Below are 14902 nucleotides of genomic sequence, written 5' to 3'. Positions count from 1 at the left end.
TTCTCTTCTCTTTTTTCCTCTCTTTTTTCTTTAAACTCTTCTATCTTTTCCTCTCTTTTTTCTTTAAACTCTTCTATCTTTTCCTCTCTTTTTTCTTTAAACTCTTCTATCTTTTCTTCTCTTCTTTCTCTTAATTCTTCTATTTCCTCTCTTTTTTCCTCTTTCCATTCTTCTCTTCTTTCTTTTAGTTTTTCAATCTTTTCTTTCCTTTTTATGGTAAATGCTCTAACTGTGTATTTGAGTTCATATTCTTCATCGAAGTGGTTGAACAAGTATCTGAGGAATTTATAATAAATTATTGAGGAACATATCTCAGAAATCACTATTCCAATCAAGACAGAGGATCCATCAGTTATGTATTGAGTTATTATGTAAATACAAACAATTTCAATTGCCACTTTAATTATGGTAAATGTTAGGGAATAGAGACTTTTACCGAATCCGTCAAGCATCTTTGATGAAATTGTGGAAATTGGTACTATAGTGTTTATAACGATTCCTGCAGCAGATATCCAAAATATTGCATTATCCATATCTGTGATGGAGAATAGGCTAAATGCATAGTTTCGTATGAAAAAGAACGCTATGATTATGACAAATGCTGTTGATACAGCAATTTTCAGCACATAGTTATACATTTCTTCTAGCTTATCAAATCGTTCTGCACCAAACAAATGCCCTGTAACGCTCATCAATCCTCTACCATAACCTTTAACAGGAGCATTCAACAAGGTTCTGATTTTATTTGATACGGAATAGAGTATCGGTCCAATGGCCCCCATTGTTCCAATCAATATGACATTTATAAATGACATTGTGAAGCTCCATATTGCATCATCCAAGAAATTAGGCAGAGCCACTTTAAAGATTTCAACAAGTATGTATGAGCGGAATTTGAAATACTTTAAGCTTAAAGGTATTTTAGTTCTTCCATGTGTGTACATATAAAATAGAATTGTGAATGTTATCATGGAAGAGAGAACACTGGCATATGCTGCACCTTTAATCCCTAAATTCAAATCAAAAATAAAAATTGGGTCCAAAATAATATTAAGGATGTTTGAAGCTATTATCAGAATGGTTGGAGTATGTGAATTTCCCTCTGCCTGGAAAGTTTCAGAAAATAGATTATTCAACATGAATATGTATGCAAAAACAACCATTGGGACTAAATAATCAAAGATAAGGACATATGAATCCCCTGAATCCAGTCTGTACAATATTCCTTGTGCAAACAATAGGCAGAGAACTAGCAAGACCCATATGAGATTGGAGATTATCATCCCATGAATCAATGTATTGTATGCGCTTTCATAGTCTCCAGTACCTAAAAAACGAGACATCATTGAATTGGTTCCCTGTCCTATGGAATCACCGAATGAAAAGATAAGGCTGGTTATTGGTATTGAAACACCTATTGCATAAAATGCCTCTACACTTATTCTGGATACCCATAGCATATCCACTATGCCGTAGATTGCATCAAAAAGACAAAATGCGATTATCGGAATACTCAATTTCCAAAAGGATTTTTTAGGCACTGAAACCAAATCAATTTCTTTATTCATATGTAGATATATATTTAACCACGTTAATATTCTTTTCTTCTTAACCGATTTATTTAAAGCATTAATTTTAAAAAAATTTGCATTGTCTTAAATGAAATAAATATTTATAATGAGGTTGTGGGATTATTAAGGTTAAAATCTTTTTTATACTATTCTGTTCATTAATTTTATTGTCTTCATTAAATTCTATTCAACATCAGATGCTGATTTAGTCATTGGTTTAATTGATTAAATTATCAATTAGATGATGTTTTAATATCTAAATATAAATATTCAAATGAATAAAGTTAATTAATAGAGAAGTTATTCTAAGGATTATTTTAAAAATTAGAAATCTTAAAAAAAGTTCAAATTCAGTGATTATCATGTTTTTAACCAAAGAAGAAGAAAAGATGGCTAATGGTGAATATGGAGAAACCATTAGAAAAAGTATGGATATTCTGATTGCACTTGGAGACATTTACGGTGCAGAGAAATTTGTAGACATCAAGTCTGCACAGGTTTCAGGAGTGTCCTATAAGACCATAGGCCAAGCAGGTCTTGAATATCTTGAAGACCTTGCAAGCACTGCTGAGATTATCTATAATGAAAATGGAACTATAAGCGACAAAAGTGGAATTGCAACAATATCCGCTACATTGAATCCTGCTGGAACTGACCTTGACAATTGGGAGGATTTCGGTTTTCCACCAGAATTCGCTAAAAAGCAAGTTGATATCTGCAATGCATATGGGGCACTTGGAATAAGCACTACCTGTACATGCACTCCATATTTGATTGGAAACGTTCCAAGATTAGGGGATCATGTTTCATGGTCTGAATCATCTGCAGTTGCATATGTAAATTCAGTAATCGGTGCAAGGACCAATCGTGAAGGAGGTCCTGGTGCATTGGCTGCAGCTATTGTAGGAAAAACTCCTTTATATGGTTTCCATTTAGATGAAAACAGAACTGCAAACCTCTTGGTGGATGTGGAATGTGAACTTGAAAGGGCAGATTTCGGTGCTTTAGGATATGCTGTTGGACAGGTTGTCAAGGATGGTGTACCTTACTTTAGAATGCAGAACAAGTCCTATCAAGTTGAAAACGGTAATTTAAAGGCTCTTGGTGCAGCATTGGCTTCAAGCGGTGCAGTGGCGTTATACCATGTGGAAGACATCACTCCAGAGTACAAGTCTGCTGATGTTGGCAATGTGGATGACAAGATCACAATCACTAAAGATGACATAATTGATACCAGAGAAAAGCTTTCAACTGCTGATGGATATGCTGATTTGGTCTGTTTAGGCTGTCCTCATGCTTCATTGGAAGAAGTCAAAGAGGTGGCTGAGATTGTCAAAGGCAAAAAGATTAAAAATGAGCTTTGGGTCTGTACCTCAATCAATATCAAGGAAGCTGCTAAACGTTTAGGATACTTGGAAGCTATTGAAAGTGCAGGAGGTAAAATCTGCTGTGATACATGTATGGTAGTTGCTCCAATCGAACAGATGGGATATGAAGTCATTGGAGTCAATTCTGCTAAGGCAGCAAATTATGTACCTTCAATGTGCGGTTTGAAAGTCATTTATAATGATATAGAAAACCTATTAGATTTCGAATAAATCTATTTTTTCTCAACTCCTTTCTTATTAGAGAAAACCTATTAGATTTCGAATAAATCTATTTTTTCTCACTTTTCTTTCTTATTTTTTTTATTAATTATTTTTTTATATTTTAATTTTATTCATAACTATTTTTTAATAATCTTATCCTAATTGCGCAATTTTTTAATAAAGTTTAAGTTATATAAGAATAATAAATAATATCATATAAATCTATGAATCATTTTCTTGATTTATAAATTGAAAAAAATTCAAATTCAATAATTAGAATTATTAAAATTTTTTAATTCAAATAAAATTACATAAACCCTTCAAGGAGTGTTAAACTAATGAATGTTATTGTTGTAGGAGCAGGAAATGCAGGTCGTCCTGTTGCAAGATTATTAAACTATGCTGGCCACACGGTAAAGATAACCGATCCAAAGAAGATAGAAGACTTCCATATGGATGTTCAAAAGACTTTAAGACTTATGGAAAAAGAAGGAGTGGAACTTGACTTAGGTGTATTCGAACCAAGTCTTGATGGAATCGATACAGTTTACCTATCTCCAACTGTACCTGAAAATGCTCCAGCTTACAGAATCATAAAAGAAGCTAATTTGGATGTTTTCACAAATGAGGACTTCGGTAGATTGGCAGACAGTTTCATTGACATCGACATCATCGGTATCACAGGAAGTGTAGGTAAGACCAGTACCACCCATATGGTAACCGAAATCTTCAGAACTGCAGGTCATCAAGTTTGGATCTGTTCATCCATGACCCAAAACCTTGTAAGTGAAGTAATTGTGGATGGAATCATCAAAGGAATTCCAAAGAAATCCACCATTGCTGTATTGGAACTTCCTCACGGTACTGCAGGATTGATGGGTGAACTCAAGCTTAAGGTTGGTGCACTCTTAAACATCTATGAAGAGCACTTGTCTGAGTTTGGCGGTTCAATGGAAAGATACACCCAAAGAAAAATGTTCATTGCCAAAAACAGCGAAAACTTCATTACAAGCATTCACTGTAAGGATACTGTAAAAGAGGCAAGACCTGATGCAATCTTTTACGCTATGGTTAAGGATTTACCTGGATATGATCCATCCAAAAAATCCGAATACTTCGATAAGGTGGCAAACTTTGAAGAAATTGCTATCGGTGAAGGTCAAGTATGTAATTTTATTGGTGACAGCGCTAAAGGCGCTATTGACATTGCCTATAAATTCAGAAACAAATCAAATGAACTTAAAAAAGGCAGTTTCCAATCTGAGTTCCATATGATGAGCTACTACTATGAAAATGCAGTTGCTGCTACAGCTATTGCAATGGCATACGGATTGCCAGTAGAAATCATCAAACAAGGACTCGCTAACTTTAAAGGACTTTCCGTACACATGGAATACATTGGAGATTATAATGGAAGGGAAGTCTACATTGATGCTTCATACCTTATAGAAGGTATTACCGCTGCACTTGACTTCTTAGGTGATAGAAGTTTGGTCCTATTGTTGGATAACTTCGACACTTCCACCTACAGAGACAAGAAGGAAACCGGTAAGCTCATGGGTAAGTATGCCGATGTAATGGTTGCTACCGGATTCAATGAGGTTTATCAAAGGGTGGACCTTGCACCTGCTCAGGAATTGCTTGATGCTGCAGTTGATTCAAAGGCAGTTAAGGTAATTGCAGGAACTATGGAAGAAGGTGCAGAACTTGCAATCAAATATTCCAAACCTGGAGATACAATCCTTCACTTAGGACCTCAATTGATGCAGGATCCAGAAGGAATCATGGAAAAAATAGTAAGCGGTTTGGAAGAAGGTTGTAAAAAGTACGACTAAGCTTTTAATTAATGGAATGATTTTATTTGAAAAATCATTTCTATTTTAATTTTAACTATTATCAAATTATCTTATTTTATTTTTCTTTTTTTATAATCTATCTTATCATGAAGGTGTTAAATTGAATAGTTTAGAGCTCTCTTCTATGTCTGATGAAGAATTGGCTTCATTAGACTTGGAAAATAAAACCTTTGGTGTTATTGGTGTCTGTGGGGTTGTTGGAAACTTGGTTGCAAGAATCCTTATGGACAGAGGATTTGATGTTGTCGGAACAGACATCTCATCAAAAGAAGACTGCAGATTTTACTCCTCATTTGAAGGATATGACATTGAAATATTCTTTGGTGGACACCCTGATGAATTCTTTGAAAAGATAGATTTCATAGTGCCTCCTCCAAGTATGCCTAAGACTGCTAAGGTTTTGGAATTAGCTAATGAAAAAGGCATTGATCTCATTGAACTTGGAGACATTTTTAAGCTATTCAGTCCTGATAAAAATGTCATGTGCATTGGTGGAACCAATGGAAAAACTACAACAACCACTCTTTTAAAGCATATCGCTTATTCTGCTGGAATCAAGCCATGTGAACATAACTTGAAAGGCATGCAGGGCAACAATGAATTCATTCCATCACTTCAAACAAGATTGAATGGAGACTTAGCCATTTTGGAAACAGGTACTGACGGCACTCCTGGCGGATTGAAGTCCATCATTGACTTGACCCATGCCAATTTTGGAATATTGACTAACATCACTGTTGACCACCTTCAGGATCCTCATGAAAATGATGAGACAGATTTCATAACAAGAAGCTTTTTGGAGTATGCTAAGGTTAAGGGAGAACTTGTAAAGGGCATTGAAGAGAACAATGGTACCTTAATCTACAATAGCGATGACCCAACAGTTGTAGGTCTTTTCAAGGAAATTGGCTTCAAGGGCGATGCAATCAGCTTTGGAATTGAAGATGAGCCATGTAGAATTGGTACAAAGCCATGTTGGTGTGGCAGAGACATTGAAATAAATGAGTTCATTTCAGGTTGCGGAACCTTTGAATGCGAATGTGGAATCAAGTATGAAAAGCCAATGTATTTGGCAAAAAACATCTCTCTTAAGGATAGGACATTCACTTTGGAATCTCCAGAAGGACAAACAGATTTCACAATCACTCTCGATGGTTTGCACAATGTCTACAATGCAGTTGGAGCAATCATTGCTGCCAGAAGATTCCTGAATCTTAGCGATGAAGAGATTCAAAAGGGGCTTTCCACCTTTGAAGGAACTGCTGGAAGAATGGACATCGTTGCTGAGGTGGATGGAAAAACAATCATGGTGGATTATGCCCACAATCCTGCTGGTGTAGAGACTATTCTAAAGGAAGTCACAAAGATTTATGGAGACACCACTGTTGTAATCACAATCACTTCCGAGTCAGGACATGAAGGTGACATTGAAATCTTGGAAAAGGCATTGGATAATGTGAAATACATTGTTCCTGCTTCTCACGACTCCAGACTTGTTGTAGATGAGCTATTAGCATCTGCTAAGGAAGGAAAATCAGATTTCGACTATGAAACTTTGGAAAACACTTTTGTATTCACTGAAGTTGATCCAGAACAGGCTTCCAAATTCACTTTAGGTGCAAGTGCCGAGCAAGTGGTTGAAGGTGTAAAGGCTGCCTTGAAAACAGATTCAAACATTATCATAGTTCTTGGTGAAGCAGGATTCAAGTTTGAATCAGCTATTTTGGATTATTGCAATGGTTTAAGCTAATTTAATAAAATTTATTTTTTTCATTCTCTTATTTTTTCTATTTTTCTTTTATTTTCTTATTTTTCTTCTTTTTTTAAATATTGCATTTTCATTTATTTTCCCGATTTTTTGTCCCACTATTTTTTTAATTTTGTCTAAATATTTTCAAATATTCTTAACAATTTTCACTATCTTCTATCAAATGTAAGCAAGTACTTGCTTAAATTGTAATTATGGTGTAAACTGTTCAGTTTTATCATGATAAATGTTCACTTTCTATATTATTTTATTAAAATTTATTGACAGTTTGATACAGAGTTGAATGTTTTTCTGAATGCTTTAAGAAAAAAATTAATAAACTTTATATATGAGTAATAATATAAGTTTTCTTATCTATATTTATATAAAAAATATATTAGATTATTTACGAACTAATATAGATGGGGTGTACTTCAATCGTATGATTTTTTAGATAGGGTGGATTATTTAAGTTATTGATTAAATAATCGGTTTTCCATAATCTTAGCATTATGGAACTTTAATTATTTAACTATATTAAGTATTTATTTTTATAAATACTTTTTATTTTCTTTTTTAACTTAAATGCTCCATTTTATCTAAATCAAAAATCAATTCGATATGAAGTATGCTATTGTGGAGGAATACTTTTGAAGAATACTAAAAAGATAGGTGTATTGATTTCACTCCTTCTTATTTCAATAATTGCTCTTGGCGCAGTCAGTGCAGCTGAAGATGTAGCTGTGGATGATGCTGACGTTGCTGTTGAAGAAGTTGTTGAAGTGAATGATGCACCGGCAACTAATGAAATTGATACTGGATCTGAAGAGATTGTCTCTGATTCAGATAGTGAGGATTTACAAGACCAATCCGATGCTACGGATGAAGTAGTTGCTGATGATGTAAGTCCTAAAAATAACATTAAAGCTGATGCCTTAGGTGCTGAACCTGACGGTTCCTGGGCTGATTTGTATACCTTGATTAATGGTGCTAGTGCTGGAAGCACTATCACATTAGATAGAAATTATGTTTATAATACTGCTACTGATGCTCAATATGTGAGAACTGGCAGTGGAACTATTTTTAGTCCTTACGAATATTATGGTTTAATGATTACCAAGAACCTTATCATTGATGGTGCAGGCTTTACCATTGACGGTAGCAATCAAATGAGAGCTTTCGATATTTACAATGGTGCTTCTGTCACTTTGAAGAACATAAACTTCATTAACTGTAATGCTGATGGTAGTGACCACTCATGTGAACAAAATCGTGGTGGAGCTATATATTCTTTAGGAAATGCTGTAACCACTATCGACAACTGTTCATTTGTAAATTGTCATGCTGCTGACGGTGGTGTGTTATACGTTGGTAGTGGTACATTAAGAGCTACCCACTGTGAGTTCTACAACAACACTGCTACTCGTGGTGGTGTTTTCTATCAACCTCAAAATCCTAATTTAGTATCCATTAAAGGATCTGCGTTCATCAACAACACTGCTACCAATGGTAACAACGGATTCATAGCTAGCGGTGTTACTAATGCTAAGATGGATTATAATGAAAATTGGTGGGGAGAAAACCACGGTCCTCAATACACAATGTACATGCAACAAAGCGGTGCATATTTCACTGGTGTGGACTATTATGTTGCTGAAGAGATTTTGACCAGTCCTATTACCATTGAAGTTAAAATGAGATTAGACAGTAATGCTACCCCTACCCTTCCTTTGGAACCACGTCATGCATCTATTGTTACTGATGTTGCTTTAATTGACATTGTAGAGGGTTGGGTTCCTGAAGCATTTACCATTAACTTCACTACCAGTGAAGATGCTTACATCAATGTAACTATTGACAACCAGCTTCTTGTATTGAAAGTATTCGCTGGTGAAAACAAGAAAAACATCACTTTAGATGTTACAACTGCTGATGTTACCTTACCTGCTCAACCTGTAGTGACCCTTACTTCCGATGTTGACGGTATCTTCAACCTCACCTTAGGTGACCAAGTATTTGAAGTAAACGTTGTTGACGGAGTAGGCGTATTCGACTTCGCTCAAGAAGGCGTATTCGTAGATGTAGGTAAATACACTATCATTGCATCCCGTGTAGATGACCCTGTTTACAAAACCATTTTCAGAACTGCTGAATTTGAAGTTAAAAAATACTTAAACGAATTGACCATTGAAGCTGATAAAGAAGCATACACATTCGGTGACGATGTAACTATCACTCCTACCTTCACTCCTGAAGGACCTACTGGTACCGTCACTTACTTTGTTGATGGAGCTACCTCTGGAATTGAATTGGATGTAGACGATGACCTCGTTTTATCCGGATTAGCTGCTGGTGAACACAATGTTGTAGCTAAATATGGTGGAGATGGAAAATACGGTCCATCCGAGTCTGAACCTCTTACCTTTACTATCGCACAAGCTGCTTTAGAAATCAGTGTTGCAGATGTAACCGTAAACTATCCTGACAAAGGTACTGTAGAAGTAAAAGCAAATGTAGATGGCAAATACACCATCACAGTGAATGACAAAGATTATGAAGTAATCGTTGTTGACGGTGTAGGAACATTTGATGTAACCGAAGAATTAGACGTAGGAACATATGACATTGAATGGGATATTGAAGAAAGTGAAAACTACACTGCAGCAACCGGCAGTGCTGTATACAAAGTGGACAAAACCACCCCTACCTTCTTGCTTGCTGGTGATGAAGAATACAGCTATGGTGATGAAATTGATATCACAACTATCCTCAATTCAGATGCTTCCGGTTACCTTACATTCACTCTCAATGATGAGGATGCTGGTACAATCAATGTAAATGGTGTCTTAACTCTTAAAGACCTTGATGCTGGTCATTACACTTTAATTGGTAACTTCCCTGGTGACACCAATTATGGTCCAGCAACTGCTACATTAGAATTTGATGTATTGCCAATTGATGTAATCGTTACTGTAGAAACTACAGATGTTGCTTATCCAAACACTGGATCTGTTAGCTTAACTGCATCTGCTCCTGGTACTTACACCATTAAAATCGGTGACAAGACCTACACTGCAGTAATCACTGAAGAAGATGAAACTGTAACCGTTCCTGTAACTGATGTATTTGCTGTAGGCAAATATCCTGTTACTGTAACCGCTCCTGCTCATGACAACTACAAAGAAGTTTTAGTTGAAGATGCTGCAATCTACACTGTAACCAAAGCACAAGCTGTCATGACCATCACTTATGATGCTGAAGCTGATGAGTTCACAGTAACCCTCGATGGTGTAGATGAAAAATTATCCGAATCCTATCACATCTTGATTGATACTGAAGAGTATGGCGAAGATGCAACTGTAGATGGTGTTGACACATTCGATATCCCATATCCTGGTGCTGGTAAACACAGCGCATTCGTAATCTTCGACGGAAATGACAATTACTTAGGAGCTTACGCTCAAACCAGTTTCGATCTTCCTAAATTAGACACTGCCAAAGTAACTGTAAGCGCTGAACCTACCAAGGAAACCTTCCCTGGTGTAATTGAAATCACTTTAGTTGACAGTGAAAGCGGAGAAAAACTTAACGGTACAGTTGTTGTAACCATTGACGAAACCGATTATGCAGTAGATGTTAAAGATGGAGAAGGTACATTAACCGTAAACAACTTGCCTGCAAAAACTTACCCAATAACCGCTAAATTCGTAGGTAACGATGAATACGAAGAGGCTACTGGTGAAGGAGAGCTTCTTGTAAACGAATGGAATGAAGTCATCATTGTCATCAGCCCTGCTGAAGGTGGTGCATCCGCTACCTTAATCGATGTAGACATGAACAACATCAATGGTGTAGCACAAGTTACTGTTGATGGTAATGACTTAGGAGACCTTCCTGTAGTGGACGGTAAAGTGGACATTCCTATTGAAGAAGAAGGAGACCACGTAGTTACCGTATACTTCGCTGGTGATGACGAACACCCTGCAGCAGGTCCTGAAGAGGAAACCATTTATGTAGGTACTAAATTAATCCCTGTTACCATGACTGTCGTTGTAGCAGACATTACCTACACAGAAGATGCAGAAGCTGTTGTAACCTTAGTTTCAACTGATCCAAAATCTGGAAATGTTGAAAAATTATCAGGTGTTGTAAAAGTTCAAATCGGTGATAAAGTCCAAGAAGTAACCGTTACCAATGGTGAAGGTTCAACTGTATTCTCCGGATTAACCGCTGGAGGCAAAAACGCTATCGCTACCTTTGAAAGCGATGGTGTTCACGACACTGCTGTTGTAACCACCACCTTCAATGTTGCTAAGATGGGAACTAAGATTGTTTGCAGAAACATGACCACAACCGCTATCAACGTAACTGAAGATGGAAGAATCGGTCAATACTTCTACTGGAACTTATACGATGCACAAGGTAGACCATTAGTTGGAAAACCTGTATCCATCGGATTCAATGCAAACGTATATAACAGAACCACTGATGCAAACGGTCAAGCTAGATTGCAAATCAACCTTCAAAATGCTGGAACATACACCTTTGCAATAAGCTTCTTAGGTGATGAAAACTACGAAGGTGCATTTGAAGTAGCTAAGATCATTGTAAACAGACAAAAAGCTAATTTAACCGCTTCCGGTGCAACTTATAAGGCAAGTGCAGCTACCAAGACTTTAAGCGCTACCTATAAGACCAAAGCAGGTAAAGCAATTGTTGGTAAAACCATCAAATTTACCGTAAACGGTAAAACCTACTCTGCTAAGACCGATGCAAATGGTGTAGCTAAAGTCAACGTAAGCTTAACCAAAGCTGGATCTTACACAGTGGAAGTCAAAGCACCTGATACAAACACATATGCGGAAACCATTAAGAAAGTTACTTTGAAACTTACTTAAGACGGGAAAAAACAAAACAAAATTAGTAGATTATGAAAATTGATAGTTTTTAACTATTGATTTTCAACCTTTTTTATTTTTCAAAATTTTTGAACTATTTAAAACTTTTTTTTAATATTTTGTCTAGAATATTGCTATTTTTTTTTAAAAGTTTTCAATATTTTTCTAAGTTTGTAAGCAAGCACTTACTTTTATTATAAATTTTTGAACACTTTTTAATTATTTAAAAATAATATTTCAATTTGTTTGTTTTTTTAAATCTAAATTGAATAGTTTAATAATTAAATGTAGTAATTATTGAATCTTTTTAGAAAAAATCAATAACTTTTATATATTACTAATGTTAAAAATAATTGTAACTATATTATTCAATATATGACTTCCATATATTGAACAAACTAATATGGTGAAGGGGTATAACTTAAAATCTGTAATTTTTAAGATAAAGTGGATTATTTAAGTTAATTAGTTAGGAGTCAAAATTTCATAAGGTCATATTAATTTTATGGAATTTTGAATAGTTTAACCATATCAAGTATTTATTCACATAAATACTTTTTATTTTTTTTTTAGCTTGAATACTCCATTTTATTTGAAAATTATATTGATTTTGATTATACTTTTTTGGAGGAATACTTTTGAAGAATACGAAAAAGATAGGTGTATTGATTTCACTCCTTCTTATTTCAATAATTGCTCTCGGCGCAGTCGCTGCAGCAGATGATGTTGCTGTTGACGATGCCGATGTGGCAGCTGTTGAAGAAGTTGCTGTGGACGATGCACCGGCAACTAATGAAATTATTGAGTCTGTAGATGATACAGACGTTGTTGACTTGCAAGATTCGTCAGAGGATACGGATGATGTAGTCGCTGATGAGGCTGTAAGCCCTAAAAATAATGTAAAAGCTGATGCCTTAGGAGCTGAGCCTGACGGTTCCTGGGCTGATTTGTATGGATTAATTAATGGTGCTAGTGCTGGAAGCACTATCACTTTAGATAGAAATTATGTTTATAATACCGCAACTGATGCTCAATATGTAAGAACAGGCAGTGGAGGTATCTTCAGTTCTTATGAATACTATGGTTTAATGATCAATAAGGACCTCACCATAGATGGTGCAGGATTTACCATTGACGGTAGCAATCAAATGAGAGCTTTCGATATTTACAATGGTGCTTCCGTAACATTAAAGAACATAAACTTCATTAACTGTAACGCTGCTGGAAGTGACCATCCATGTGAACAAAACCGTGGTGGAGCTATTTATTCCTTAGGAAACGCTGCAACTACCATTGAGAACTGTTCCTTCATAGGAAACTATGCTGGTGACGGTGGTGTATTCTATGTAGGTAGTGGTACATTAGTCGCTACCCATTGTGAATTCTACAATAACTCCGCTTCACGTGGTGGTGTTTTCTACCAACCACAAAACCCAACTTTCATGTCCATTAAAGGATCCGCATTTATCAACAACACTGCTACAACCGGTAACAACGGATATTTAGCAAGTGGAGTAACAAGCGCTAAGATGGATTATAATGAAAACTGGTGGGGAGAAAACCACGGTCCTATGTACACAATGTATATGGCACAAAGCGGTGCATACTTCACTGGTGTAGACTACTACGTTGCTGAAGAGATCTTGACCAGCCCAATTACCATTGAAGTAAGTATGAGATTAGACAGTAACAGCACCCCTACCGTTCCATTAGAACCACGTTACGCAAGCATTGTAACTGATGTGGCTTTAATCGACATTACAGAGGCTTATGTTCCTGAATCATTCACAATTAACTTCACTACCAGTGAAGATGCTTACATCAATGTTACTGTTGACAACCAACTTCTTGTATTGAAAGTATTTGCTGGTGAAAATAAGAAAAACATCACTGAATTAAGAATTGTTGTGGATGATGTGACTTTGCCTGCTCAGCCTAAAGCATTTGTTTATTCTGATGTTGATGGTCCTTACAACATTACTATAGGTAGTCATGTTTATCCTGTCACTGTTACTGATGGTGTAGGCACTTATCAATTTGAGAACTTTGATGTTGGTCAGTACAGTGCTATTGTATCTCGTGTTGATGATCCTGTTTATAAGACCACTTTCAACACTACTGAGTTTGAAGTGAAAAAGTACTTGAACACTTTGACCATTTCCACTGAGACTCCTAACCCAACTTATGGTCAAGATGTGACCATTACTCATGCATTCGATCCTACTGGTCCTACTGGTAACATTATCTATTATGTTGATGGTTCCACTACTGGTACTGAATTGGATGTTGGTCAGAACTTTGTCTTGTCTGGTTTAGGTGCTGGTACTCATACTGTTGTGGCTAAATATGGTGGGGATAGCAAATATGGTGAGTCCACTTCCAACACTTTGACAATTACTGTAGCGCAAGCTAGTTTGGAGATAAGTGTTGCTGATGTTACCGTAAACTATCCTAACAAAGGTACTGTGACTGTTAATGCAAATGTGGACGGAAAATACACAATCAAAGTAAAAGACACTAATTATGAAGTAACCATTGTTGATGGTGTAGGAAGCTTTGATGTAACTGAAGACTTGGTTGCAGGAACTTACGCAATCAGCTGGAACATTCCAGAAAGTCAAAACTACACTGCTGCAAGCGGTAGTGCAGTATACAAAGTGCTCCACGCACAACCTGACTTCTCCATTTCCGGTGAAGCTCAAATCACTTATAACACAACAAACACAATCACTCCAAGCATCAATAGTGATGCTACAGGTACCATTACATACAAAATCAACGGTACCGATGCTGGTAGTGCAGGTGTTAAAGAAGGATTTGTAACTCCTATCCTTGATGTTGGAACTTACAAAGTAACTGCTACCTACTCTGGAGATGACAATTACGAAGGAGCAACTGCAGAGTTTGAATTTGAAGTAGTGCCAATGGATATAATTGTAACTGTAGAAAACTCAGATGTTGTTTATCCACGTACTACATTTGTAAGCATTAGCGCTTCCGTTCCTGGAACTTACACTATAACCATAAACGGAAAAACATACACTGCTGTAGTCGATGAAGATGGAGAGGGTATTGTAGATGTAACAGATGCATTCCCAGTAGGAGTCTATGACATTTCAGTAACTGCAGACTTAGGAGACAATTATAATCCTGTAAACATTCCAAGTGCTGCAACCTATACTGTAACCAAAGCGCAATCCACTATTGCTGTAAGCTACAATGACGGCACATTTACAGTAAC

General features: G+C 36.3%; 6 protein-coding genes. 5 read left to right on the top strand and 1 reads right to left on the bottom strand.

Going from position 1 to position 14902, the window contains the following annotated elements:
- A partial coding sequence (locus ACKI67_RS04510; RefSeq protein WP_407462207.1) for an MATE family efflux transporter occupies positions 1-1568 on the bottom strand: 1568 nt, incomplete at its 3' end.
- A gap of 365 nt (positions 1569-1933) precedes the next feature.
- Here ACKI67_RS04510 and ACKI67_RS04505 point away from each other — a divergent pair.
- From ACKI67_RS04505 to ACKI67_RS04485, 5 genes are all read left to right on the top strand, one after another.
- Positions 1934-3169, top strand: coding sequence for an aconitase X (locus ACKI67_RS04505; protein WP_407462206.1), 1236 nt, complete (start codon positions 1934-1936; stop codon positions 3167-3169).
- Positions 3170-3498: 329 nt separating this feature from the next.
- On the top strand, positions 3499-4995 hold the full coding sequence (locus tag ACKI67_RS04500; protein WP_407462205.1) for a Mur ligase family protein: 1497 nt from the start codon (positions 3499-3501) through the stop codon (positions 4993-4995).
- A gap of 121 nt (positions 4996-5116) precedes the next feature.
- On the top strand, positions 5117-6766 hold the full coding sequence (locus ACKI67_RS04495) for a Mur ligase family protein (RefSeq protein ID WP_407462204.1): 1650 nt from the start codon (positions 5117-5119) through the stop codon (positions 6764-6766).
- Positions 6767-7413: 647 nt separating this feature from the next.
- Positions 7414-11661 (top strand): Ig-like domain repeat protein, encoded by a 4248-nt coding sequence (locus ACKI67_RS04490; RefSeq protein ID WP_407462203.1) that lies wholly within the window; start codon positions 7414-7416, stop codon positions 11659-11661.
- A gap of 638 nt (positions 11662-12299) precedes the next feature.
- Positions 12300-14902 (top strand): Ig-like domain repeat protein (locus ACKI67_RS04485; RefSeq protein ID WP_407462202.1); only part of this gene is annotated, 2603 nt, incomplete at its 3' end.

This window comes from Methanobrevibacter sp., from assembly GCF_045577275.1.
Taxonomy (GTDB): Archaea; Methanobacteriota; Methanobacteria; order Methanobacteriales; family Methanobacteriaceae; genus Methanobrevibacter.
Note: the sequence above shows the minus strand (reverse complement) of the source record. Positions and strands in the feature narration are given on the sequence as shown.